The 25818-nt window shown below is 62.1% G+C and carries 17 protein-coding genes and 2 pseudogenes; 5 read left to right on the plus strand and 14 right to left on the minus strand.

All coding sequences use genetic code 11. From position 1 onward, the window contains the following. Positions 1 to 5: 5 nt before the first annotated feature. Complete coding sequence (locus ACZ1H8_RS07975) at positions 6 to 2144, minus strand: TonB-dependent receptor (RefSeq protein ID WP_465180790.1); 2139 nt, start codon at positions 2142 to 2144, stop codon at positions 6 to 8. A 215-nt stretch (positions 2145 to 2359) separates the two neighbouring features. Between ACZ1H8_RS07975 and ACZ1H8_RS07980 the strand changes: the two genes are divergently transcribed. Further along, positions 2360 to 2602 carry a hypothetical protein gene (locus ACZ1H8_RS07980; protein WP_465180791.1) on the plus strand — a complete coding sequence of 81 codons (243 nt, stop codon included), beginning with the start codon at positions 2360 to 2362 and terminating at the stop codon, positions 2600 to 2602. A 253-nt stretch (positions 2603 to 2855) separates the two neighbouring features. After that, positions 2856 to 3025 (plus strand): annotated as a pseudogene (locus ACZ1H8_RS07985) (IS5/IS1182 family transposase); the annotation flags it as partial. A gap of 90 nt (positions 3026 to 3115) precedes the next feature. Here ACZ1H8_RS07985 and ACZ1H8_RS07990 read toward each other — a convergent pair. The 5 genes from ACZ1H8_RS07990 to ACZ1H8_RS08010 all read right to left on the minus strand — a co-directional run bounded on the left by ACZ1H8_RS07990 (position 3116) and on the right by ACZ1H8_RS08010 (position 10037). Further along, positions 3116 to 4492 (minus strand): alkaline phosphatase family protein, encoded by a 1377-nt coding sequence (locus tag ACZ1H8_RS07990; protein ID WP_465180792.1) that lies wholly within the window; start codon positions 4490 to 4492, stop codon positions 3116 to 3118. A 60-nt stretch (positions 4493 to 4552) separates the two neighbouring features. Beyond that, positions 4553 to 7501, minus strand: coding sequence for a TonB-dependent receptor domain-containing protein (locus ACZ1H8_RS07995; RefSeq protein ID WP_465180793.1), 2949 nt, complete (start codon positions 7499 to 7501; stop codon positions 4553 to 4555). Between the two features lie 274 nt (positions 7502 to 7775). Then, entirely contained in the window at positions 7776 to 8663 is an 888-nt protein-coding gene (locus tag ACZ1H8_RS08000; protein ID WP_465180794.1) for a FecR family protein, read from the minus strand. A gap of 28 nt (positions 8664 to 8691) precedes the next feature. After that, a complete protein-coding gene (locus ACZ1H8_RS08005) occupies positions 8692 to 9207 on the minus strand; it encodes an RNA polymerase sigma factor (RefSeq protein WP_465180795.1) in 516 nt (171 codons plus the stop codon). 368 nt (positions 9208 to 9575) lie between these two features. Continuing rightward, positions 9576 to 10037 (minus strand): Lrp/AsnC family transcriptional regulator, encoded by a 462-nt coding sequence (locus ACZ1H8_RS08010; protein WP_465180796.1) that lies wholly within the window; start codon positions 10035 to 10037, stop codon positions 9576 to 9578. A gap of 103 nt (positions 10038 to 10140) precedes the next feature. Between ACZ1H8_RS08010 and phhA the strand changes: the two genes are divergently transcribed. Both phhA and ACZ1H8_RS08020 read left to right on the plus strand, forming a co-directional pair. Continuing rightward, positions 10141 to 11004 carry a phenylalanine 4-monooxygenase gene (gene phhA, locus ACZ1H8_RS08015; protein WP_465180797.1) on the plus strand — a complete coding sequence of 288 codons (864 nt, stop codon included), beginning with the start codon at positions 10141 to 10143 and terminating at the stop codon, positions 11002 to 11004. After that, positions 11001 to 12212: an aromatic amino acid transaminase gene (locus ACZ1H8_RS08020; RefSeq protein WP_465180798.1), complete on the plus strand. Its 1212-nt coding sequence runs from the start codon at positions 11001 to 11003 to the stop codon at positions 12210 to 12212. Before phhA ends, ACZ1H8_RS08020 begins: the two co-directional genes overlap by 4 nt. A 62-nt stretch (positions 12213 to 12274) precedes the next feature. On the opposite strand, the gene ACZ1H8_RS08025 is transcribed toward ACZ1H8_RS08020, so the two are convergent. The 6 genes from ACZ1H8_RS08025 to ACZ1H8_RS08050 all read right to left on the minus strand — a co-directional run bounded on the left by ACZ1H8_RS08025 (position 12275) and on the right by ACZ1H8_RS08050 (position 22413). After that, positions 12275 to 13221, minus strand: a protein-coding gene (locus ACZ1H8_RS08025; RefSeq protein ID WP_465180799.1) for an IS630 family transposase whose coding sequence is annotated in 2 segments (ribosomal slippage) — positions 12275 to 12885 and positions 12885 to 13221 — 948 coding nt in all. Because the reading frame shifts where the segments join, the coding sequence is not laid out codon by codon here. Between the two features lie 813 nt (positions 13222 to 14034). Then, the gene (locus ACZ1H8_RS08030) at positions 14035 to 16131 is read right to left on the minus strand and encodes a prolyl oligopeptidase family serine peptidase (RefSeq protein WP_465180800.1); all 2097 of its coding nucleotides are present in this window, start codon (positions 16129 to 16131) and stop codon (positions 14035 to 14037) included. Positions 16132 to 16316: 185 nt separating this feature from the next. Then, entirely contained in the window at positions 16317 to 18350 is a 2034-nt protein-coding gene (locus ACZ1H8_RS08035) for a TonB-dependent receptor (protein WP_465180801.1), read from the minus strand. 169 nt (positions 18351 to 18519) lie between these two features. Next, positions 18520 to 20862 carry a TonB-dependent receptor gene (locus ACZ1H8_RS08040; protein ID WP_465180802.1) on the minus strand — a complete coding sequence of 781 codons (2343 nt, stop codon included), beginning with the start codon at positions 20860 to 20862 and terminating at the stop codon, positions 18520 to 18522. A 31-nt stretch (positions 20863 to 20893) separates the two neighbouring features. Next, positions 20894 to 21913 carry a FecR family protein gene (locus ACZ1H8_RS08045; protein WP_465180803.1) on the minus strand — a complete coding sequence of 340 codons (1020 nt, stop codon included), beginning with the start codon at positions 21911 to 21913 and terminating at the stop codon, positions 20894 to 20896. Further along, positions 21910 to 22413: an RNA polymerase sigma factor gene (locus ACZ1H8_RS08050; RefSeq protein WP_465180804.1), complete on the minus strand. Its 504-nt coding sequence runs from the start codon at positions 22411 to 22413 to the stop codon at positions 21910 to 21912. Before ACZ1H8_RS08050 ends, ACZ1H8_RS08045 begins: the two co-directional genes overlap by 4 nt. 124 nt (positions 22414 to 22537) lie before the next feature. Here ACZ1H8_RS08050 and ACZ1H8_RS08055 point away from each other — a divergent pair. Further along, positions 22538 to 22989, plus strand: a pseudogene (locus ACZ1H8_RS08055) (IS5 family transposase); the annotation flags it as partial. 144 nt (positions 22990 to 23133) lie between these two features. Here ACZ1H8_RS08055 and ACZ1H8_RS08060 read toward each other — a convergent pair. Together ACZ1H8_RS08060 and ACZ1H8_RS08065 are read right to left on the minus strand one after the other, a co-directional pair. Next, complete coding sequence (locus ACZ1H8_RS08060; protein WP_465180805.1) at positions 23134 to 24237, minus strand: NAD(P)-dependent alcohol dehydrogenase; 1104 nt, start codon at positions 24235 to 24237, stop codon at positions 23134 to 23136. 74 nt (positions 24238 to 24311) lie between these two features. Further along, a complete protein-coding gene (locus ACZ1H8_RS08065) occupies positions 24312 to 25700 on the minus strand; it encodes an aldehyde dehydrogenase family protein (protein ID WP_465180806.1) in 1389 nt (462 codons plus the stop codon). Positions 25701 to 25818 lie beyond the last annotated feature (118 nt).

The raw sequence follows: 25818 nt of genomic DNA on the forward strand, positions 1-25818 counted from the left end.
CGATCTTACTGACGAAAGTTCAGTGAAAGCCCGATCACCCGGGGTTGCAGACGCGCATCGTAAATCAACGCTCCGACAGCAGGGTAAATGCTCGAGTTGCGATTGAGGATGTTGCGCGCGAAGATCGAAGCCGACCAGCTATCGCCGTCCACCCCGATGCGGGCGTTGAGAATGTCTTGAGGATCGCTCCGCGCTGGCGCCGGCTGAAAATTGCGAGCAAAAAGCTGGAACGCGTCGGCGTGCTGGTAGTCCACCCGTACGAATCCGGGTAGCGCCCCGACAGTCACGCGATATTCAGCGGATGCCGATCCCGTGAAGCGCGGCACATAGTCAACGCGGTCACCGGCGAGATGCTCGGCTGAACTGGTCTTGTACGCCATGTCGTTCCAGCCCCCAGCGAGCGTGAAAGTCAAGGCCGAGAAGGGTGAATATGCCACAGACCCGTCGACACCCCAGCCCGCGATCTTGCCGCCATTGGTTGTGAAGGTGGTCGGCAGACCCGGGATGTTGGTCGCCGTCTGAACGTCGGTCCACTCGTTCCTGTAAACAGCCAGTTCGACATTGAGCTTGCGATCGGACGTGCGGAACTTGCTGCCCACCTCGTACGTCCAGATCGAATCGGGCTTGTAGGAAGGCGGCACCTCTCCAAGGCCTGCGCCTGTCGAGGTCAGGTTGAAACCGCCACTGCGGAAACCGCGCGCGACGTTGGCATAGAGATTGACGTCGTCGTTGGGTTGCCACGCAAGATTGAAGCGGGGACTTAGCGCATGGAACGTCGCGGTACCGCGGTCGACCGCCGGCGAATTGAAAACGGTCGAGACGCTGTCCTGCCGCCGGCGGTCCTCGAAGTAGCGCAAGCCGCCGGCAGCAGTGAGCGTATCGGTCAGCTTGTAGCTGGCCTCACCAAAAACCGCCCATGATTCGGAGTCCGACGGAGATGTGCCACGTACACGGTACAGAACGATTGAGGGCGGCAGCGGCTGTGGAAGGACGGTTGCGTCTCCAACGGCATCCGTGTTCGAGTCCCGGTAAAACCCGCCGATGGTCCAATTCAGCAAACCCGAACCCGTGGAAGCCAGGCGAAGCTCTTGGGTGAAAACCTTGTTGGTACCGCGGCTGGTCAGTGCGATACTGGAGGCAGAATCCGGGGCGACGCCGAACAAGGGCAGGAACGGTCCGAAAGTGGCAGTCAGATCTTGGGTCAAGATATCTCTTCGGCGCACATATGCCGTCGAGCTGAGCAGTTGTGCGAACGACAGGTCATACGTAGCGTTGGCGTTCAGGATCGTTGCCTTGGACGAAAAGGGCGTTGCAACCTGGTCAAATACCTGTCGATCGGCATTGCTTAGGTTCTGAGCGCCAAGTTCCAGTTCCTGGTGCTGCGCCATCAGCGTCACGCGGAAATCATCAGATAGCTTGAAGGCCAGCTTCCCACGCACGACATAGGAATGTCCGCCGTTGACGTTTTTCTCGCCTAGATACGGATTGTCGATCCAACCGCCGAACTGCTGGAACGACCCGGCGAGACGAATGCCGATGCGATCCTCGACGATTGGTGCATTGACCGCGCCGTCCACCTTCCAGTCCGTGCCGCCTCTATCGACGAGCCCCCCTTCCACTCCAACAGACCCACCCGTCTTCGACAGGTCAACTTCGTTGGTAATATAGCGAATGGTGCCGCCAACTGCCCCTTGTCCATATAAGGTGCCCTGCGGCCCGCGCAGCACCTCGATGCGGTTGATATCGAGCAGACGGACATCCTGTCCGGTCTGGTTGGATTCTAGGTTCAGAGGGATTTCGTCGAGGTAGGTGCCTACTGTCGGCAGGCCGCTGAACACGGAAACGCCACGCAGCTGCACGCGGGTTTGGCCCGGCGAAAATTCGGTCATGGACAAGCCGGGCACCGCATATTGCAGGTCCTGTATCGTCGATGCACCGCGCTGTGAGAGCTCTTCTGCGCTGACTGCAGTGATGGAGAGCGGAACATCGATCAGCGCCTGTTCGCGCTTCTGTGCCGTGACGACGATCTCGTTCGAACCGGGTGCGTCCGTACCCACGTCTTGTGCCGACTGGGCATAGGCTTGAGCGCCCGCACATGCGTGAATCGCGATTCCAATTAGAGCTGCTTGCTTGATCCCTCGCATGTCTGACCCTCCTAAACCCATTTAACAAAGCGTGCGCTCGTCTTTTTAACAAAGCAAGAATTTTCTGATCTGAGCTTGCAGGAATGGAGCCGCCCGCAGCGAATGGCCTAGCGGCGAGCGGTGCGTCTCAGGCGGCCCTGCTTAGGATACATGTACGCAGGGTGGAGTCTCCGCTCCTGCTTCGCTTCCCGGCCCTTCAGTCAGCCCACTCAAAGATGCGTGGGTCGATATCTCCCGATTCCATTTTTTGGGTCATTGGCCGCTCCGACCGTGCAGGTCGCGAGCAGGCCAATGGTCGCTACGCTTTCGAGGAACTGGAAATCGCGGCAGGAGCGCCCAAGGGCATGCCGAATGTCGCGGCGCGCAAGGGCATCAAGATCACTGATATTGCCCCGATCGTTGCGGGGATCGACAGCGCGAACTCATCCCCGGAGCTGCTGAATCGAAGCTGGAGCTGACCGGGACCGACCGGCAAGCCGGGCTACACTCACCGGGCGGACGGCCGTGAGTTGAAGTCCAACTGCGGTCCTATTCTCGCTGACGGATTCTACGAGCTCACAAGGTTGGAGGATCCCAAGCCAAAGCAGCAGGACGAGCGGCTCTTCATAATGGAGACACGGTTGCTTCGCGATCGCCAGTATCCGGCGCAAGCACCCGGCGGCCGGCGAGATCCAAGGGCGGCAAGCCGGACCAACTGATGATCGCTGCCACCATCTCAAGGCATACCGCACGGCAGCCAGCCTGCTTGAAAAGGGGCTGTTCCCCGACGTATCGGGCGCACCAAAGATGGCCTGAACTCCAAGCTTCATGCCGTCTGCGACGGCAAGGGGCGGCCACTGGTCATGCTACTCAGCGAAGGGAAGATGAGCGAGTACAAGGGCGTCGCTGATGAGCGACGCCCAGCCCCAAGGCCGAGCGCGAAACGAGAACGAGGGGGGTGCGCAATGCTCCCCACGACGTCGACGCCGCGATCAGGGCAACGTTCTATCGGGGTGGAACGCTTCGAACACCGGCAAGGGCAGCTCGCGCGCATCCTTCAGCCTGACACCCATCGCCTGGGCGAGCGTGGGGGCGACCTGAAGCATGTCGACCACACCGAGATTCTGCCCGGCCTTGATGCCCCTGCCCTTGATGAAGAACGAGGCGTTCATCGCCGAGACGTCGGGCAGATAGCCGTGGGTTCCTCGCGCAGACGAAAGCGTGACGAGCCTGTCGCCAATATAGCCTCCACCCACCACGGTGCCAGGCCTCATCACCAGCACGAAACTGGCGCCGGGATAGCCGCCGAGCTTCTCCACCTCTCGGCCTTCGATGATGCCATCGATACCGTTCGAGGGATCGGCCGCCAGCCGGTGCAACAGATCCGCGACCTTGGCGCGCGTCGCATCGTCTGACGGATCCTTGAGCAGGATGGCGTCGCCCCAGCGTTTCGCCTTCCAGTCCTTCACTTCAACCGCGCGGCCCGGCGTCAGCGGTTCGATCTCGATGAGCCCGGCCTCGATCAACGGGATGTTGATGTTGAGAATGCGTGTGTACGCAGCCTGTCCGTGATCGGATACGACGGCGATCACCGTATCGGGATCATTGGCGAGGGCGGCCTTGATGATCTCGCCGAGAACCGAATCTTCATGCTCCATCGCCCGTCTGGCCTCGGCGCTCCACGGTCCATGGGCATGTGCGGCGTGATCGACCGAGACCGTATGAAACATCATGAAGCCGGGCTTGTATCGTTTCATGATCTCGGTCGCGAACCGCAGGCGGATTGTGCTGCCTGCCTCGTCGGCGTCCTGGTAATAGCTTCCGAGGTGCGATTGCAGGTCGGTCAACAGCCCATCCGGGCGGGCCATGACCTCCTGGAACTTGACCGCGATTTCGGACTTGTAGGGGTCCGTATAGGGGAGGTTATACTTGATGCTGGGGCTTCCGGCGGTGTTCAGCCAGCCGACGCTCCCGGTCGTGATCCCGTCCCGCGCGGCGGCATCGTACAATGCATCCACCTTGATATCGCTGGCAAATGTACACAGCGACGAGGCGAAACCGTCGGTCTTCAGCGGATCGTTGCCGGTAATCCCATGACTCGAGGGCGACACGCCGGTGACGATGGATGCATGGCTCGGGCATGTGACCGTTGGCACGACGCCGCGAACGCCCTGCGCATAGCTCCCGTCCTTCAGAAAGCTGCGCAGATTGGGCACCTTCAGGCCCAGTTCGTCGGCCTTGAGGATATAGTCCGGTCCCATCGCATCGATACTGACCAGCAGCAGCGATCTTGCCTGCGCTGGACTGGCCGCGCCCATGACGAGCGCGCAGGCGAAGAGCAGGGCTTTGCGCCCGAAATCGGTTGCCATTTGAAGTTCCCTTGAACCTGGAGCGAACCAGGGCGCGTCCTACACGCCCCGGACGATATTCTAGAAATTGAAGCGGACGCCCGCGCGGAAGGAGCGACCAAGATAGTCATAGCCATTGCCTGGCGGCATGATGCCCCATTGCGGATTGCTGACTCCGATGCCCTGCGCGACCGGCTCCGGGTCCCTGTCGGCAAGATTGGTGACGGCGAAGAAGCCTTCCAGCGTCGACATGAATTGATAGCTCAGGGAAAGGTCGAAGTAGAGCGCGCCGCCATAGTCGTTCTCGCTGATCGTGTCCGTCGTGGCGGTCCTGGCCGGGCAGTTGCTGGTGCACTCGATATAGTCGTTCGAATATACGCCGGACGAAATGCCGCGCCCGGTAAGCGCGCCGGTGAACGCCCCGTGCCGGTAGCTGGCGGAGATGTTGTAGCGCCAGCGAGGCATAGCGGAGTTCATGCCGAGGGAATTGGAATCGACTGCGCCCGGCAGCCCGCTGTTCGTCACGTTCTTCAATCCGCGCGTGGCAAGGGCACGCAAGGACAGCTCGCCGTCACCCACTGGAACGCTGTATCCCAGCTCGAAATCCAGCCCGCGAACATTGAACTTGGCGAGATTGACCGGGACCTGCGTGATAGCGGTGAAATTGTTCGCGCCATCGCGGCCGACAAATTCGCAATATTGCGGGAAGCGCCCGGTGTAGCAGCCATCGATCAGGCTGGTCACACTGATCGTGGTGATGGCGTCGCGGACGTTGACGTCCCAATAGTCCATGGAGAAGGTCAGGCCGGGGATCCAGCGCGGCCTCAGCACAGCCCCGAACACGGTCGTGTCAGCCTTTTCCGGCGCGATCTGAGGGTTGCCGATGGTCGTGTACTGCGTCGTCTGGGTAGTGCCGGTCCATGGATTGAACAGCGCCTGGGTCAGCACCTGACCGGGCTGGAACAGGGTGGACAGGCTGCCGGCACGAATGTCGCGGGACCGCGTCGCGCGCAGCGTCAGATCGTCGACCGGCGTGTAGGTCAGGCCGAGCTTCCAGGGCGTCACGCCGCCGGCGGTACTGTAATGTGCATGGCGGATCGCGGCGTTGAGTTCGAGCGATTTGCCGAAGGATGAGTCCTTGAGCATCGGGACGACCGTTTCGAGGAAGGCCTCGGTCACATTGTACGAGCCGACCAGCGGCTGATAATTCCCCGCCCAATAGCCTCGTGCCTGGGAGATCGGATCGGACCAGCCATTCTCCTTTTCGCGGCGATGCTCGACCCCGAAGGCGACGGAGACCGGGCCGGCCCAGGTCCTCATCGGCTCGCCGTTGAACGAAGCAGCAAGAATGTCTTGGGTGACCCAACCCTTCATTCGTGCAACGCCCATCACATAGTTCAGACCCGATGAGGTGGCGACACCGGTGCCGAGGATGTTGAAGGGCGAGCAGCCGTCATTGGGACTGGTCAGGGTCGAACGGCAAACCGGCACATTGTTCGGCCCCGTTACGGCATCGATCGCTCGCCGATAATTGGCCATGATCGGCGCACTGTAATCCTGCGAAAAGTCGCTCTTGTTGCGAGTGGCGTAAGCAGCCCAAGTCCAGTTCGAGCCGAGCAGGTCGAAATTGCCCCGGCCGCCCAGCGTATAGCGATAGAGTTGCTTCTCGGTTTTGTACCGCAGCGCGCCGATCGCCTGGTTCCACGTGCCGACTGTCAGGCTCGTTACGCCATTGGCATCCATCGCTGCGCGGACCAAGGCCGGCAGGAAGGCATTGTCACGCTGGATCGTGAGGCCGCCATATTGGTAGTAGGGTGTCGTCAGCGTATCGACATGCGACCGGCCATACATGAACTGGGCGTAGAAGTTGATGTTGTCCGCGACGTCATAGCTCGCCCGCGCAAAGACGTTCTGATGCGACACCGGCACCTGCATGTTCTGGGTGATGGAGTGCCAGTCCCCCATCTGCCAGTCGCCGCCGATCATATAGGCCGCGCCGGGGGCATATTGACCTTCGTTCAGCTGGTACGGTTGCCCGCCCGGCCCGAATACGAGGCCTGTGAGCGGACCGGCAGTGACGATGGCACCGGGCGCCACCTGCCGCGGGCCGACATGCTCGGCCAGGAGGATGTACGGCTGTCCATTGCCGACCGCATAGGCCGGATTAACGACGCGTCGGAACCCCTTGTACCAATCGCGTGGCACGCCCCTCACGCCGGCATTGTACGAGGTCTCCCCGCTGACGATCAGGTGACCGCGACCGTCCGCGAACTTGGTGCCCGCGGTCAGCGACACTTTGTAGTTTTCATCGTCGCCTCGTTCGGTGACGCCGCCGGAAAGCTCGCCCTTCAGTCCGGTATAGTCCTTGTCGATCACGAAGTTGACCACGCCGGCGACAGCATCGGATCCCCAGGCGGCAGACGCACCGCCCGTGACGATGTCCACGCGCTTGATGATGCCGTTGGGGATGGCGTTGATATCGACATAATCGCCCGTGTTCGCGACAGGCAGACGCTGGTTGTCCAGCAGGACCAAGGTGCGCTGCGGCGAGAGATTGCGCAGCGACAGCGAGCTGATGCCCGGAAGACCTGCGCTCGTCGTGCTGCCATTGTTGTAGAGGCTCCCGGCGAATGCCGGTATCTTGAGGAGATAGGTCGCGATGTTGACTGACGCGTCGCGCCGGATTTCCTCTTCGCCAAGCACAGTGACGGGCGTTGGCGCGTCAAAGCCGTTACGCACGATCCGGGAGCCGGTGACGGTGATCTCTTCCGGCTGGACTTGATCGCTTGCCTCGTCGGCTGCCACAGCCGGGCGCGACGCCCCTGCCAGCGCTCGCGGAGCGCGGCGGTCGGCATTGCTCCGCTGGGTAACGGCTCGACCGCGCACGATCAGAAACGCGTCGCCGCGCTTGCGATATGTCAGGCCGGTCCCTCGAAGCAGCAGATCCAGCGCGCCTTCGGTCGAGGAGATCGACCGGATTTCGGGAGCAGACTTCCCGCGAAGCAGCGTCTGGTCGACCAAAATCTGCACCCCCGATTGGCGGGAAAGGGCGTTCAGCGACTCCTCCAGACTTGCTGCGGAAAGCGTAATGCCGCTTTGGGCGCTCGCAGGAGATGATGCGATGCCGGCACCAACAACCAGAGCAATGGCTGCAGCCCCCGCCCTGAGCGAATCATGGATCGTGAACACCGAAATTCCCCTCTGAGTATTAATTGGACCCGGAGAGTAAGACGCGTGCAGCTTCAGGATTTCACAAAGTTTTTTGTTTCACTTTTATTTCTACAACAAAGTCGTTCCTGAAATATTACTTAGCGGTTACAATCACCACGCCTTTGGCATGGCGAATCTGAAAATCGTGAGTGATCGCCAAATTCTGAAGCTGGCCCATAGGATCGACCAGTCGAACGCGACCGCTCACAGGCTTTCGGGCCAGCACGTCGTCGTCGATCACGATCCGCTGCGCTGACAGGCTGTCGAGATCGGCAACGACCTGCCGCAGCGGGACGCCCCGATATTCCGTCCACTCGTTGCGCCATCTGGCAACGTCGGTCGGGTGCATGTCTGCGAGCCGACGCATGCTTGCTCCGCCAACGATAGCCGCCTGCTTCGCCCTCAGGCGGATGGGCCTCTCGAACCAGCCGCCCTTTCCGAAGTCCACGGTCCCTGACGTGACGGTGACGCGCGTCTCTCCATTCTTGCTCAGCACCTCGAAGCTGGTGCCGATATCCACGACAGCTGCGTTCGGCGTCTCGATGCGGAACGGGCGCCGCTCGTCATGAATCACGTCGGCATAGATCGCGCCGTGCAGCAGTTCGACCCTGCGATCATGGCGCGTGTAACGGACTTCGATGCGCGCGCCGCCTGCCAATGTCAGGCGGGTGCCGTCCGGGAGCCTGACATCGCGGACGCCCCCCTTTTGCGCTGCATAGAGTTGAGGGGTGGCAAGGCCCATTTCGAGCATGGGCATGGCCTGATAAAGCAGGCCCCCAGCCAGCAGCACCGAAACGCCGCTCGCGAGCACCGTGCGCCTGGCAGAACGCCGGCGTTCAAAGGCCCACACCGCAGCGTCCATGTCGGGTCCCACGACTCGACCCCACATCGCCTCGAACACGGCTTTTCGACGCCCGTCGCCTCCCAGCCATGCGGCAAAGGCGGCTTCGTCGAACGACTCGCCGCTCGTGCGCCGTTCCACCCATTGCGCCGCTTCCCAGCGGGTCGGGTCACTCTCGGACAGAGCCGCCTCGCTTCTCGACCCTCTCGATAGCCAAGTCCAAGTCGAAAATGGCGCGCGCAACATGGTTGCTGACAGCGCTGGGCGAAAGCCCCAGGGCCTTCGCGACTTCCGCAGCCGTTTCCCCATGCACGCGCCGGCGGACGAAAACTTCGCGACGCAGACGAGGCATCGCCTTGAGGATATCCGACACCAACAGGATCAATTCTCGCCGCTCCAGTTGCTGCTGCACGAGCGGCGCATGGCAGGGAATGTCTTCTGAAAGCTCGACCGTCGCGCGGCGGCGCAAGCTTCGCGAATGGTCGCGGACCAGATTGAGCGATATGCGCCGAAGCAGTGCGGCAACGTTCGACACCCGGTTCCCCGGCTTTGCCTCGAAGGTCAGCAAGCGGAGATACGCTTCCTGGACGATATCCTCGCTGACAGTCATGTCGCCCACGCGGCGACCGACATATCGCAGCAGGTCGGCGCGTTCCGCGGTCAACTGGGAGGCAGAGGGGTTCATCGCGCCGACCCCCGTAGCTGCGGCCGATGACAGCTTTATTGCGGGCGCGGCCAGCAGGAGCCGCCCGGCAGCAACTCATCCAGAAACTCTGGCTCCATCTCTCACGTCATCTCCGAGCCCCTTCCAGAATGGAACCCGCCAAGCTCTAACACTGTCAACCTGACAGCCTCGCGAGGCCCGCTTAAGTGTCCCCGTCGACTTTCAGGAACGTGTTACGGCCAGGGTTCACCGTCGTATTCGGTCATAAGCGCCGAGCGACCATCTCGCCGAACGTATCTGGCTGGACCGTGACAGGGGGGTCCGTTTCGCCGACTGACGTCATCGCAGGATCTGCCAACTACTCCCGGCTCCGGCTCGGTACGAGTTCGTCAGACAGGCAAGGCCGTCGTATATTTCGTAAGCGCCAATACGAAGTGGGAAGATCCGCCATCGACAGACGGATGGTTGAGCAGCTGGTCCATCAGAAACTTGTTGTAGTCGCTGACATCGGCCGCGACGACCCGGAGAAGATAGTCCCAGTCCCCTGACATCGAAAAACACTCGATCACCTCGGGGCAATTGGCGACATACTCCTCGAATGCCTGGCGAGCATCCGCCGCGTGGCTACGCATCCGGATGCTGCACATCACATTCACCCCGCGTCCGACAGCGTTCTGATCGACTAGCCGAACGGTTCTGGTGAACACCCCGGCTTGCTCGAGCGCGCGAACGCGACGCCAACAGGACGCCGACGACGCCCCGACACGTTCGGCCAGCATCGCGTGACTCAGGGTGGCATCGGCCTGCAGTTCCGAGACGATTTTTCGATCGATCGGGTCGAGGTGGAACATGTGGTTCGTCAACGCAGTCCTCGTTCAAATTTCGTTTCACTTTCCGTCATTTTGACGCAGTTATTGGAAGGTAATTATTCTCGCAACCCGCGATAAGCGCGGCATGACCGAAACCCTGCTCACGCCCCCGACCGACGCTGCTGCGGATTGGACGATCCCACAACGATGGGAGGCCTATTCCGCGGAAGAACACGCGACGTGGGACACTCTGTTCGAGCGTCAGGTCCGCATGCTTCAGGATCGGGTGGCACCGGAGTTCATGTCGGGTCTCGGCATCTTGCGCATGTCGAAGCGCGGCATACCCGATTTCGAGGAGCTATCTGAGAAGCTGATGAAGCTGACCGGGTGGCAGGTGGTCGCGGTACCCGGCCTTGTACCCGACGAGGTGTTCTTTGACCATCTCGCCAATCGCCGCTTTGTAGCCGGCAATTTCATCCGACGCCCGGATCAGCTCGACTATCTGCAGGAGCCGGACGTTTTTCACGATGTGTTCGGCCATGTACCGCTTCTCGCGCATCCGGTGTTCGCCGACTATATGCAGGCCTATGGCCGGGGCGGACAACGGGCGGCCGCGCTTGGCATGACAGATCGGCTGGCCCGCCTGTATTGGTATACGGTGGAGTTCGGCCTCATCCGCACCGGCCAGGACCTCAAGCTTTACGGCGCTGGGATCGTCTCCTCCTATACTGAATCCGTGTTCGCGTTGGCCGACCCGTCGCCCAACCGCATCGGCTTCAACATGGAGCGCCTGATACGCACCAAATACCGGATCGACGATTTCCAGCAGAATTATTTCGTGATCGACAGCTTCGACGACTTGCTCGACCAGACACTGAACACCGACTTCGGACCGCTCTACGAGAAGGTCCGCAATTTACCCGATATCGAAATCGAAGCCATCCTGCCCGAAGATAAGGTCTTCACGCTGGGGACGCAGGCTTATGCGCGTGGGAGGGCCGCGGCATGAGCGACCTAGTTGATGCCGGGACGCGCTCTGCCTTGTTCGGCTCGCTCGATCGGCAGCCGCCCGATCCACTGCTGGCGGTAATCGGCATGCATCGAGCGGATCAGCGACCGCACAAGATCGATGTCGGAGTGGGCGTCTATCGCGATGCTACAGGGCGCACGCCTGTAATGCGCGCCGTCAAGGCAGCCGAGGCCAGGCTGCTCTCGTCTCAGGACAGCAAGAGTTATCTCGGCGCGGAGGGCGATCAGCTATTCACCGATCACCTCGCCGCCGTGGCGCTGGGTGACCCGCTTGCTGGCGATGCCAGGATTACGGGCATCCAGACACCGGGCGGCACCGGTGCATTGCGCCTTGCCGCTGAGCTGCTCGCGCGAACCGATGGCGCGCCGACGATCTGGATCGGAAGTCCAACCTGGCCGAACCATGCGCCCATCTTCGCCGAGGCCAGTTTGTCGGTACGGTCCCACCCCTATTTCGACCCGCGCCGCGCAGATATTGATTTCGACGCCTTCGTTCACGGCCTGAATCAGGCACGTGCAGGCGACGTGGTGCTCCTCCACGGGTGCTGCCACAATCCGACCGGAACCGCTTTCGGCACAGAGCAGTGGGAGACGCTCACCGCACTGGTCAGCGCGCGCGGGCTCGTGCCGTTGATCGACCTGGCCTATCAGGGGCTTGGTCGGGGACTGGAAGCAGACGCAGCCGGTGCTCGCGCCATGTTACAGGCCGTTCCGGAAGCGATGGTCGCCTATAGCTGCGACAAGAATTTCGCACTTTATCGGGAACGTGTCGGGGCGCTTTGGGTCCAGTCGCCCACTCCGAACATCGCGGTGCCGGTGCGCGAAACGCTTTTGGTTCTGGCGCGAAGCCTGTGGTCAATGCCGCCCGATCATGGAGCTGCCGTCGTTCGCGAGATTCTGACCGACCAAGACCTTCGCAGTGACTGGCGCGATGAATTGGATGGCATGTGCGATAGGATCAATCACCTGCGTCGCATGCTGGGACAAGCACATCCCGCCCTCGCTCCCATTGCCGCTCAACAGGGCCTCTTCGCGCTGCTGCCCCTGGATCCGCAGGCCGTCGCCGAGCTGCGCCAGCATGACGCGATATACATGCCCGGGTCGGGCCGTATCAATATTGCGGGGCTGCGCGAGGAGACGATCGCCCCGTTCGTCGCGGCGCTTGCTCGACATCTGCCTTCTGCCTGAACCGCGGACTCGAAGACTGATCCGGCGATGCGCCACGCCGCTGGCTTTAGAGCGGTTTCCACTCATTCCGGTTCATATCCGCATGAGCTGAAGTAGTTGGCGCATTCGGCGGGCTGGAAGATGTCGACGAGCCTGCCGATCAACCCCCACAGCCCGCTGACGGTTCGGTCGCCCGCCTTGCGCAGCATGGCCTTGAGGCGGGAGAAGGCCTTTTCAATGGGATTGAAGTCGGGGCTGTAGGGCGGGAGGAAGCGCAGGGTTGCTCCGGCCGCTTCGATCCGCTCTTTCACGGCGGCCCGCTTGTGGCTGGAGAGGTTGTCCATGATGACGACGTCGCCGGGCCGCAACTCTGGCACCAGGACCTGCGCCACATAGGCTTCGAACCAATCGCCGTTGATCGGCCCGTCCAGCACCATAGGTGCGACCATGCCGGTCATGCGCAGGCCGGCGACCAGCGTTGTGGTCTTGCGATGGCCATGTGGGAAGCCCATCCGCAATCGCTCGCCCTTGGCGCAGCGCCTGTGGCTGCGGGTCATGTTTGTCGCAGTCCAAGTCTCGTCGATGAACACGGGGCATTCGGGCTCGAGGTCGATCTGGCCGTCGAACCAGCGCTGGCGTTGCCTCAGGACGTCGGGACGGTCTTGTTCGATCGCGTGGCCAGTCTTTTTTTGCGCGTAATCCCGTGACGGACGAAGAAGCGATGCACCGTGCCGATCCCGACCTTGGCGCCGCGCTCGATCAGCCGCACCTGAACCTCCACCAGGGTCATGTCGCCCTGCTCGGCGATCAGTTCCCGGATGAAGTCGCCGTGCGCTTCGATCTTGCCCGAATGCCGGTCGCCGCCGCGTCGCTTGGCCACGGCACGGCCATGGTCCAACGCAAGACGACGCCAGCGGATCGCACTCGACACGCTGACACCAAAGCGCGCCGCCGCGGCATGGCAACTCAGGCCGCCGTCAATCGCGGCCACAACCCTGTCCCGAAGATCCTGTGAAAGCGTGTGTGCCATTCCATGCTGGCCTCCTGCCACCAGCAGGAAGTCTGAATCACATCAGGCCGGAAATGGGAATCCCCGTCGAGTCAGTTCGTGTGGAAACCGCTCTAGTTCTTCGAGGTTTACCTTGCCGGAACCCCGCGCGCATCGTTCGAATGATTCGGCTTCGTCGCAACGAGGCCGGGCCATATACCTGCGCAGTCTGCGACGATTTCCCGGGGCGGAAAGACTGAAGCGACTCTCCACCATTCGCCGAACCTGGCCTTGATCGCCATCGTCAACTAGTGAGGGCGAAAGCCAGGCTGGTTCGCATTCGAAGCATTGTTTCCCGACACTCGCGTGGTGATCGGTGACGCCGCATTTCCAAAAACGGCATATCCGATCCTGCCTCGCTTCTGCGGTGTAGCATCGTCGAATTGTCACGGAGGACCCGGATTCTTACGCGCCCAGCCCGTCCGGACTTCCGAACGATGGCCAGTAACCTCAGCGAGCTTCCGCGGCTGCACCGCACCGATCTGGCGATCGCGGCCCGAAATCGCTGAAGCTAGAGCGCACGACGGGCGTATGATGCAGTGGCGGAGGCGTATTTGCCCCGCTCACCGCGCACCAGTTCGCAAGCTGGCCTTCCGACATCCAGGCCGCACCCGCGCCGCTGGCTAAGCCGATCGCACCCGAAATCGGCCTCGCTGGATTACCCGGCGATGCTGGCAAATGCGACGCAATCCCGCGGCAAGACAGGTGCCTTCAGGGACCGGCGCGCGTTGAAAGCTGCTCCCACTCCACAAAAAATGGCGCTGTCGCGGAGACGTGACAGCGCCCTCATTGAGGTCATTTCAGCGTGTTGATCAAGAACGTCATCCGATCGGCCATCAGTTCCGGCCGGCTCAGCGGATCGCTGACGCCATGTCCACCCTCCTGATCCTCCAGGAAATAGACGGTCGCGCCCGCTTCCTCCAGTCGGGCCGCCAGCTTGCGGGCGTGGCCGGGACCAACGCGATTGTCCGACGTGGCAACCGTGATCATGAACGGTGGATAGGCTTTGCCCGGGGTCACATTCTGATAGGGTGAATATCGCAGGATGGCGGCGAGCATCGCGGCATCGTCCGGGTTTCCATATTCATTCTCCCACGCTGCCCCCATCCCCATGTGACGCATGCGGACCAGGTCGGTCAGCGGCACGTCGCTGACGATTGCGCCATAGAGGTCCGGCCGCTGCGTCCCCATCGTCGCGGCAAGCAGGCCACCATTTGACGATCCGAACACGCCGATATGCTTGGGACTGGTCAGACCTTCCTTGATCAACGCCTCGGTCACGGCGGCAAAATCGTCATAGCTGTTCTGCCGCTTCTCGCGCATTGCCGCTTGATGCCAGGCGGCGCCACGCTCGCCCCCGCCACGAATCATCGGTATCGCTAGCGCGCCACCGCGGCGAAGCCATGGCACGAGCGACTTGCCGCCGACGGAATAGCCGAAATAGTCCGGGGCAACTGTGATTCCGAATGCGCCGTATCCGGTCATCAGCAGCGGCGTCGCACCAGATTTGGTCTTCCGGGGCCGCACGAGATAATAATCGATAGCGGTTCCGTCCTTTGACGTAGCGGTCTTCAGTTCAGTGACGAACTCGCTCGCATCGAGAACGGGTTTTTGCGCGTACAGTGCCACCCCCCGCTTCCCGGGCTCCACCAGATCGAGGCGACTGGGCAACAGATAGCCCGCGCGCTGAACGACCAGCGTATTCGAATCGGGATCAGCAGCGGCAAAGCTGATGGCTGTTCCTACCGGTTCGCTTGCACTTTTGCTGACCGACCACCCGCCGGGGGTCGCGGTCGCGGTCACGATACGCTTCGTGCCGCGGTTCGTCGTCACCAGCTTCACCCCCGAGCGAGCCGGTGCGATGCCGGTGTAACTGTCCTGGAGAAAGTCGCCCGTCGGCGGCGCGTAAACCAGGCTCAAGCGGCGCTTCGCGGTGTCGTACGCCACCACCGATTCCGCAGCCAGGGCAGTGCCCTCAACCGTGACGGCTTCGCTGAGCTGGGCATAGACCCGCCCGCCCCCGGTGTTGCCGAGGATCATTCGCACCTTTTGCGGGAGCGGTGTTTTCTCGACCGAAGCGTCAGCTCGGACGACCAGATGTTCCATCGTCGAATAGTCAAGCACCCGGGTGATCACGCCCACGCGATCCTTGCCCTCACCTGTGGCAGAGATCATCATCAATGCATCGCCAGGTTGCGCGCGATAGACTGGCCGGGCACTGGCCAGCGGTGTGCCACGCGACCAGATCTGCACCTGGGCAGGCCAGTTCGTCGCCAGCGTCGGCGCCCCGTTCACACTATGTTCGATCAGAAGGCGGTCCGAATCCAGCCACGCGGCAAAATTGCGGCCGGCAGGCGTGACAAAGCCGTCCTTCACGAAGCTGCCCGTGGTCAGGTCGAATTCCCGCAGCTCGACTTCGTCGCCGCCCTGCAGCGACAGCGACAGCATACAGCGGGTATAGGTGGGCGGCGCACAGGTAAGCGGTCCGCTGAAGCGCAGTTCGAATATCTTGCCCTCGGCCCTTCCGAGCGCATCAACGTCGAGAACCTGCCGCCATGCGCCGGGTTTGCCGGCCCTGTCACGACGGCTGACCGCAAGCACGCCGTGCGGATTTGAGACGGATCGTTGGAAGCGCACCAGCCTGTCGCCGGTCACGGCATAGGCGGGCGGCGGATCGCCTGCCGCCAGCAAGGTCTTCAACTCCGCCTCGATCGCGGCATGGTCCGGCATGGCCGCGATCTTCGCCTGTGCAGCCTGAGTTTGTTCCTTGGCCCAATCAAGCGCGCGCTGGTCAGTCGGGGATTCCAGCCATTGGAACTTGTCCTGCGCGGAGGCGGGATGCACGCACGCACAGGCGGAAAGCAGCGCCGCGAGCAGGGGTTTACCCAACATTTTCATTCTCCCGATTTCAAGCGAGCCCAACGAGCCCTGACCGTGAACCGCCGCGTCGCGCCGCGGGGTGTCGCCTCCTGAAGACGCTCGCCATCGGCGAGCACATGTGGCGTGAGGCGAAGGCCTTTGCGCCGTGCGGCTGCTGCCAAATCGAAACATTGGCGCTCCTGGGGATAAGCCCCGCATCAGCGCACCGGCCCGCCGAAGCGGAAACTCGCCTCGACGCCGAAAGTGCGGGGACGCAGTCGTGCAGAGGTGACATCGTTCAGGGTGGCGCTAAGCGGCTGCACCGTGCGATAGGTGGTCGCGCCGCGATCGTCCGTCAGGTTGTCTGCGAACACGGCAAGCGTCAACGCATCGACGTCCAGGCCAAGCCGAGCATCGACCCTGTCAATCGTATCGCCGGCGCGATAGAGTGGAAACGAGTCAAAACGGCGCGGCGAGCTATGCTGCCAGCTTGCGCGCGCGAACCCGAACACGCCATTCGACAATTCCGTGCGGTAATCAGCGGATGCGTTGGCGGTGAACTTGGCGACTTCATCCACCGGCGCGCCATCGACGATTCCGGTGCCGGGGACCGCGCCCCTGTATGACGCATCGATATGGGCGCCGCTGACAGCCAAAGACAGGCCGTCGACCGGCCGCGCCGTCAGGCTGAGTTCCACGCCTTTCGTGATCGTGCCTTCCGAACTGATCAGGCCGTTAAAACCGGTCGTCGCGATCGGAATACGAACGGCCACGTCCTTCCAATCACTATAGAACAGCGCGACCTCTGCCGTGACGCGGCGGTCGAACATCTCGGCCTTAGCGCCCAGTTCGTAGGTCCAGATCGAGTCCTGATCGAGCGCGGCGGGCAGCGCGATGCCAAGCGGCCCGGCCAGCGCGAGCGACGCCGTCGGCTGGAACTGGCCGGAACGGAAGCCCTTCGCGGCGCTCGCGTAGATCGTAGCGTTAGGGGCTGGATGCCATGCAACGGAGAAGCGCGGGTTCCATGACCGATAGGTACGCGGCTTGTCATTCGCGATCACGCCGGCATTGCTTTCGAACCCGGACAGCTCATCTTCGTAATAGCGCAAACCGGCGGTCAGATCGACCGTACCGACCGTGTAAGTGCCTTCCGCGAAAACCGCCCGCGCCTCGCTGCGTGTCAGGTCAGTATTGTCGAGCCCGAACAGCGGAAACAGGAAGGCATCCGCACGCTCTGCGTTACGTAGATAAGCGCCGACGGTCCACTGCAGTGCCGCGGCGCCCTGCGACGCCAGACGCAGCTCGTGTGACGTGACACTGAGGTCGATCGTAGCGTCCAGACGCCCCCCGTAGAGGTTGCCGAACTGGGGCAAAACAGCATCATTATGCGAGTAGCCGTAGAAGAGTTGCGCACCGCCGAAATCATAGCGTGCAGACCCTCCATAGAGCTCGAAATTGAACTCGTTGGAAAGCACTGACGATTGTGAGATCTGGCCGTCGTCGGAGCCGGTCGCGCCGCCATTCGGAAAACTGCTATTGCTCTTCCAGTAGCTGCCGGTGAAGGACAGGCGGTCACTGGGGTTGAACTGCACCTTGGCGCGGAAGGTGTTATAGCTCTGATCGTTCAGGTTCGTGCGGCCGGTGACGCGGTCGTCAAGCCAGCCCTCGTAGCGCTCACGCGTGCCGGACACGCGGACGGCGAGAATGCCGGGAATGATGGGAGCGTTGAAGGCGCCTTTGAAGCCGGTGTTGGTCCCACCGCCCTCGGTTTCTGACGCCATCGCCAGGCCTTTGGCTTCCCAGTTTTCAAGATCGGCCCCCTTGGTGAGGACCCGTATCGTGCCGCCCAGCGAGCCTTCGCCGAACAGCGTGCCTTGCGGGCCGCGCAACACCTCCACGCGATCCAGGTCCCAGGCGCGCGCATCGGGCACCAGCGGAACTGTCACACCGGTGAACGGCAGGTCGTCGAGATAATAGCCGTTTTCGTTGGCACCCAGCGAGGTCGAGATGCCACGGATTGTGACCTTGTTGACGCCTGTGCCAAGGTCGAAAATGCCGACCCCCGGGGCTTCCTGAAGGAAGTCCGCCAGATTGCTCGCGCCGCGCTTCTCGATTGCCTCGCCCGAGACGGCCGAAATGGCGATCGGCACGTCGAGGGCCCGTTCCTCGCGCTTACGCGCAGTGACGACAATCTCATTGTCGGCGGCCCCGGCCTGAGGAGGCGTCGGCCGCCCCCCGTCCTCCTGCGCCATGGCGGCAGCGGGTGTCAGTCCAGCCAACACTGCAATGATCGAGCAGCTGACGCTTGTGCGAGTCATGAAATGGTCCCCACCTAGATTTGGCTCTGTTGGGGCATGACGGCGCACAGGACCGCAGGGACAGCAGATGCTGCGAAATTATTTAGAATCCGTGACGCGCCGGTTACGGGCGCGGGCCAAGACGGATGCTCAGTTCGAGCCCTATCGTCCGCGGTCGCAGCCGGTAGGCGAGGATATCGTCTGGAGCCAAGGCAATCGGCTGGACCGTTCGAAAGCTGGTCGCGCCCCGGTCATCCATCAGGTTATCGACGAACGCAGCGATTGTCGCTCCGCCGACCGACAGGCCAAGGCGGGCATCGATCCGGTTGATGCTGTCGCCCGGCAGATAGCCCGGGAAAGATACAAAGCGCCGGGGGCTGCTATAGTGCCACCCGATCCGACCATAGCCATCGATGCCCCTGCCCAGGTTGCGCTGATATTCGACAGAGGTGCTGGCCGTGAGCTTCGCCACATCGTCTACCGGGGCGCCAGCAACGATGCCAGTATCAGCGACCGACCCGACATAGACCGCGTCGATGTAGGAGCCGCCAGCCTTGATATTCAGACCGGCAATCGGCGTCGCGCTGACGCTCAGTTCGATACCGTACATGCGAGTGCCTGGCGAATTGATCAGGCCGTTAAACCCGGTCGTGCCGATCGGAATGCGGACCGCGACGTTGCGCCAGCGGCTGTGATACATCGCCGCGTCGATCGCTAGCCGATGGTGAAAGAATGCTGCCTTCGCACCGACCTCATATGTCCAGATCCAGTCCTGGCCCAATGTCTCGGGCAGAATCAGGCCGATTGACGGCGCCAGCGCTTTGGCAACGGCCGGTTGCAATTGGCCGGCGCGAAACCCCTTGGCCGCACTGGCGTAGAGGATGACGTCGGCGCGCGGATGCCAGGCAACAGAATATCGTGGGTTCCAGCTTCGATAGCTACCGCCCCGCATATCGGTGACCCGCCCCGCAGCCGCTTCGGTACTGGCAAGCCGCTCATGAAAGTAGCGCAGCCCCGCCGTCACATCGACCGGCGCGAAGCCTAGTCGATACGTCGCTTCGCCGAACAATGCCTCCGCTTTGCTCAGGTCCATCCGTTCATTGTTCAAGCCATAGAGCCCGAAACCAAAATGATCTGTCCGCTGGGCATTACGCAGATAGCCGCCGATGGTCCATTTGAGTGGCCCGCCCGATGACGAAGCAAGACGAGCTTCATGCGTGCTGAGACGGATATATGCCGTCGACTCGACCTTGCCTCCCACAAGCAAGCCTGATTGATCGAGGTCGAGATGTGCGTCGGAAAACCCGTAGAAACCCGTTGCCTTTCCAAGATCGTATCGCGCGGTAGCGCTCAGAATGCGGTAACCGCTTGTCGTATCAAGGAGTATCGACCGGGAGGCCTGGCCGTCATCGGTCGCCAGGGCACCGCCTGACCGGAAAGCGCCGAGATAACGCCAGTAGCTCGTCTCCAGATCGAGCCGCTCGCTCGCTTTCAAGCGCAGCTTTGCGCGCAAGGTGGCGATCCGCTGATCATTGACATTGCGTGGCCCGCCAGCGGGCGTGTCGACCCATCCGGGCAAGTGCTCGCGCGTACCGGCAAGGCGCAACGCGAGCTTTCCTGGAAGCAGCGGCGCATTGAGCAGTGCCTTCAGGCTCGAATTCACGCCACCGTCAGTCGTAGCGGAGGCCCCGACCGCGCCTTCAGCTTCCCAGTCATCGAGCCTTGGGCGATTGGTCAGGATCCGGACGGTTCCGCCCATAGATCCCTCGCCGAACAACGTGCCTTGAGGACCACGCAGCACTTCAATCCGATCAAGGTCCCAGGCGCGCACGTCTGGCGCGATCGGAACGGTAACGCCGGTGAACGGCAAATCGTCCAGATAATAGCCATTCTCATTGGCGCCCAGCGACGTGGACACTCCTCGAATCGTGATCTTCTGGACCGCGCCTCCCTGCTCGTAGATGCCGACGCCCGGCGCCTCCTGGAGGACGTCGCCGAGTGAGCGCACCCCGCGCCTGCGAAGCGACCTGCCCGGCAGCGCGGTCACTGCCACCGGTACGTCGATCGCGCGTTCTTCGCGCTTTCGCGCGGTCACGATGATCTCGGTCTCCGGGAGCGGTTCCACATAAGGCGGTGGCACCCGCGCCGGCGCCCGCCCCTGCACGATGATGAAGACCCCCGAACGGGTTCGTTGAACGACAAGCCCACTGCCCGACAACAGCTGGCCAAGTGCCTGCGCGGGCGTCATCGTCCCGCTCACGGGGCGAGAACGCTTTCCCTTCACCGTCGCGGCATCGAAGGCCACCTGACTTCCCGCCAGGCTGGCGAAGCGCCTCAGAGCGGTTGCCAGATCCTCCGCTGGCAAGGTGAAGCGACGCTGGGAAGACTGGGCGGACGCATCGGGCACGAGGACATGCGCGGCCGCCAGGACCGTGCCCGCCAAGGATCGCTTGGTCAGCGACACCATGCCACGCCGCCAATGCCGTACTGGCCGCCCGTCATTTGCCCGTCAGCACCACCTTGCCATCGCGTCGTTCGGAGCGAACTTTGCTCAGGGCCTGCAGCGCTTCCAGAAATCCGGTCGCATCCGTACTATCGAACACGCCGGTCACCCGAACCTGCCCGGCGGCCTGATTGCCGACGACCAGCGGTTCCCGCAGATAGCGGTTCATGCGCTCGACCGCCACCGGCAGCGGCGTGTCTTCAAAGCTGACTTGTCCCTGCTGCCAGCTTTCCACCCTCTGCAGTTCGACCGGCCGGACCGTGACATGCCCGTTCCCGATCGCAGGCATCACCAGTTCACGCCCAGGCGACAGCACGATGTCCGAACGGGCTGCAGCGGCGCTCGGCCCGGCATCGTCGCTGCGCTCCACGACGGCGACATGGCCGTTGATCAGCACGACGCGAACCTCGTTGCCGAGCCGTTCGACCGTGAAGGACGTCCCGGTCGCCACGACCATCTTGTCGCCGGCGAGCACGGTGAAGGGTCGAAGTGGATTGTGGGCGACATCGAATCGAGCCCGCCCCTTTTCCAGCGTCATCGACCGACGTCTGGTGTCGAAGCTCGTCTGGACCACGCTGTCGGCGTCCAGCGAGAGCCTCGACCCGTCCTCGAGCATGGCCACTCGGCGCTCCCCGACCGGCGTGATGTAGCTTTGGCGATCAGGCAGCCAGCTCCACCCGATGACGGCGAGCAACGCCGCCGCGACTGCCACACCAATCGCCACCAGCCCGCGACGGGCAACCGTCGGCTTTTTCCACCGCCGCATCTGGCCACGCGCATAAGCGTCGAGCGCGTCCGTTCTCATACGCACCAATTCGGGCAGCGTCGAAGCCGCTTCGGTCATCTCCCATGCGGTGGCGGCAAGTTGGAACGCTTCGTTATTTTCCGGGTCGGACGTCCAGCGTTCGAGCGCCTGACGGCGCTCCGGCGAAAGCTCGCCCTCCGCCAATTCCATGCACCACAATGCGGCTTGCTCGTCGCGATCCATCGGCTCGTTCTGGATGATCCCCGTCATCGCGCATCTCGCATAGCACGCGCGAGCGCTACCATTGCCTTGGCCACGTGCTGCTTCACGGCGCTCGCCGAGATCCCGAGGGCTTCACCGATTTCGTCCTGACTGATCTGCTCGAGTCTGTAGAGAATGAAGATGGTCCGGGTCCGCTCGGGCAGTTGGGATAGGGTGGCTGACACCAGTGCGAGTTGTTCGCGACCTTCCGCAATCACATGTGCATCAATGAGGTCGCGGTCTCGATCGGGCAAAGCCGATTGCGCCTCGCGATAACGATCGCGGACGGCGCGCTGGCGTTGACGGTCGATCAGCAAGTTCTGGGCGATCTGGAACACATAACTGTCCGGGCGCGGCTCGGTCTGCTGGCAGAGCCGCGTCAACACTTCCTGGACAAGATCATCGGCTTCATGCTGGTCGTGAATCCGACGCCGGAAGAACGACCTGAGCGCCGGGCGCCATCGGCGATCCAGTTGCTCGTGCGCGTCGGCGGTGGCCCTGTCTGTCATGGCGAAGCTTGCTTGTCTCACGAAGCAGTCAGACGGACAAGCGGCGCGGCGGGACAGTAAGAGACCGTTTGGAAATCGGCTGGAAAGGCTTGCCGGAAGGGTGGCGGTCTGATTCATCCTGCGCATGTTGACACAGGATAGCCGACGGCGGATGGCTCGAATTGCCAGGAAGACGAAGCGCTACCCCAGTCACCTGACCGATGAGGAATGGGACCGTCTTGCGCCGCTGATGCCCAAGCCCGGATGCCGTGGCCGCCCTCGTGAGGTGAATTTACGCGAAGTCATCAACGCGGTTCGCTATCTGGTTCGCTCGGGCTGTGGGTGGCGTATGCTGCCGGTCCACTTCGGCGCATGGCAGACGGCCTATGGCTGGTTCCGGGAGTGGCGCGGCGCTTCCTGTTCCAGACGATCCACGACGTCGAATTGATGCTGGATCGCGCACGGCAGGGTCGGGAGGAGAGCCCGAGCGCGGCGGTGATCGACAGCCAGTCGGTCAAGCTTCCATCAGCGGAAAAGCGCGGGTTTGACGCGGGCAAGAAGGTCGTCGGACGCAAGCGGCACATCGCCGTCGATACGAAGCCGTGTCGTTCGCCCGAAGTAATTCCGTTCGGTATGCGGCGATCATACGCCCGACTCCTGCCATCTCGTTCGGCGAACGAAGTTTCAGAAACACGCCCCCGCTCCTGCAGACAAAGGCAAGTCAGATCGCACGAGCGCATCCTACGAGTTGAACAACAGTACGGGTTTGATAACCCGTCCATGATGAGCATCCTCGAAGGCCAGGTTTATGTCCGAGAAGTTGTAATATGACAGCAGTCTGTCATACGGAAAGCGTCCGTCCTGATGGAGCGATATCAACCGAGGTATAAAATCCTTGGGTGCCGAATCACCCTCGACGATACCCCGCAACCTTCTGCCCGCACTCATCATGTGAACGAGGTTGACCGAGATGTTGGCATCCGGCGGGCTCGCACCGACGATTCCGCATGTGCCGCGGGGTGCCAGCATTTTGACCCCCTGGTCTATTACCGAGGCGACGCCCGTACAATCCAGAGCGAAATCGACGCCCGCCGCGGCAATCGCAAAGACATTTTCCGAAACATCGCCGCTGGCCGCCAAGATCGTGTGCGTCGCGCCAAGCTGTGCTGCGAGCGCCAACCGGTCTTCACGCAGATCAACCGCGATGATCGGATCGGCGCCAGCCACCACCGCCGCGAGTACCGCCGCCAAGCCGACCGACCCAGCGCCGAGCACGGCGATGCTCTGCCCTTGCTTGACGCGGAGCGCGTTCATGACAGCGCCCGCCCCGGTCATGATGCCGCAACCCAGCGGGGCGGCAATCTTCAGATCAAAATCCTGCGGTATCACGACGGTATTGCGCTCGTGCGAGATGGCATATGTAGCGAAAGAGGATTGGCCGAAGATGTTGGCATGGACCAGGCTTTGGTCGTCGGACAGCGCACTCGTGCCGTCCTCGCGCATTCCGAAGAAATTCCGCGGGAAGAATTGGTAGCAATAGCTGCTTTCGTGAGAATCGCAGCTCGGGCAGTGGCCACAGGAGTTGAAGCTCATAACCACGTGGTCGCCAATCTTGATACTCCTCACGCCCTCACCAATGGCCTCTACGATGCCTGCCCCTTCATGGCCGAGGACGACTGGCTGCGGCACGGGCAAACCCTGCTTCCACATCATCTCGTCAGTATGGCAAACGCCCGTTGCCACCATCTTTACCAGTACCTCTCCAGCTGCGGGACCTGATAAAGTAAGCTCCTTAAGCGCGATCGGAAGATCCGGAGATGTGGCAACGGCCGCAGTAATTTTCATCGCTCAATTACCCCTCGACGCGATTAAAGATATCGGTAGGATCATGTCACTAATCTGAAATGAGCATGAACAAGTCACAACTTTATGTTGATAATCTTCTGCTGGGTGTATTCGTGCAAGCCATCCGTCCCAAACCCGGAGGACTTGGCGCCGCCGAACGGGATATCGAACGGAAGATCCATATGCTTGTTAATCCAAACTGTACCTGAGTTGATCTTACGGGCGACCTCCAGCCCTCTATCGGGGTCGGAAGTCCATATCGTTCCTCCAAGCCCGTACTCGCTGCTATTTGCCCTGATGATCGCGTCATTTAGATCGTCGTACGCAAGCACGGGAAGGATGGGGCCGAACTGCTCCTCCTGAACAAGGCGCGAGCTGTCGGAAATGTCCCGGACAATTGTGGGCGCCACAAAATACCCTGAGCGCTCGGGTATGAATCCACCTGCGATGATGACGCCGTTGCTTTCGGCATCCGCGAGGAATTCCTTCATCTTTACGAATTGCTGGCGGTTTTGAACGGGCCCTATCTGCGCCCCTTGCTTGAGGCCGTCATCGACCACCGCGTCATCCGCCAGACGCGCGAGTTCTGCGCAGAGCGGGTCATAAAGAGAGCGCGGCGCGTAAACGCGCTTGGCGGCCAGACATACCTGTCCAGCGTTCAGTGTTGCCGCCGCGAAGATGCTTCGTGCCACTTCCACGATATCCGCGTCATCCAACACGATGGCCGCATCGTTGCCGCCCAACTCAAGCGTAAGGCGTTTCAACGAGCTGGCGGCCCCCTCCATGACGCGCTTGCCCGTCGCGGTGGATCCGGTGAAGGACACCTTATCGACATCCGGATGACGCGTGAGCATGGCGCCCAGATCATTCTCGTCCGTAACAACATTGAGCACGCCGGGGGGGAGGATAGGCGCAGCGACCTCCCCGAGCAGGAGCGTCGTGAGTGGCGTCGTCGGTGCCGGCTTGGCGACGACCGTGTTGCCTGTGGCTAGCGCAGGCCCGAGTTTCAGCGCCAGCAGCATAAGTGGAAAATTCCAGGGGGCGATCGCCGCGACCACGCCCAGCGGCGTGCGCTGTTCGAGGATGCGCGTACTGTCGTCCTCCCGGATCACCTTCAAAGGGATTTCTTGCTCTGCAAAGAAGCGGAATGCCGCAACCAAGCCGCCGACCTCGAACGCGGCCTGGCCGAGCGGCTTGCCTTGCTCCTGGGTCAGCAACCTCGCGAACTCGTCGAAACGCGCCTCCACGGCATCTGCCACGGCCACCATGCGCGTTCGACGCCCGCCATAGCCAAGAGCCGCCCAGGCGGGGAACGCGCGCCTCGCTGCCGCGACAGCCAAATTCAGCTGATCCGCATCCGCTCGCGCGCACGTTTCCAGGCGCTCCCCCGTTGCCGGGTTGATGACGTCCAGCGTCGCGGCGCCATCGACCATGTTGCCATCAATCAGTAGTTTACGGGTCATGAGCTTTTTCCTGCCTTGAGAAGCCGCGACGGCAGCAGAAGAACCGATGGTCTCCACGGATCGAGCGCGGAAATGCAGTCCGCCGTGACGTCTGGAGCCGGGGGCAAGGTATGATACC

This window comes from Sphingomonas sp. BL-S-25, from assembly GCF_055521555.1.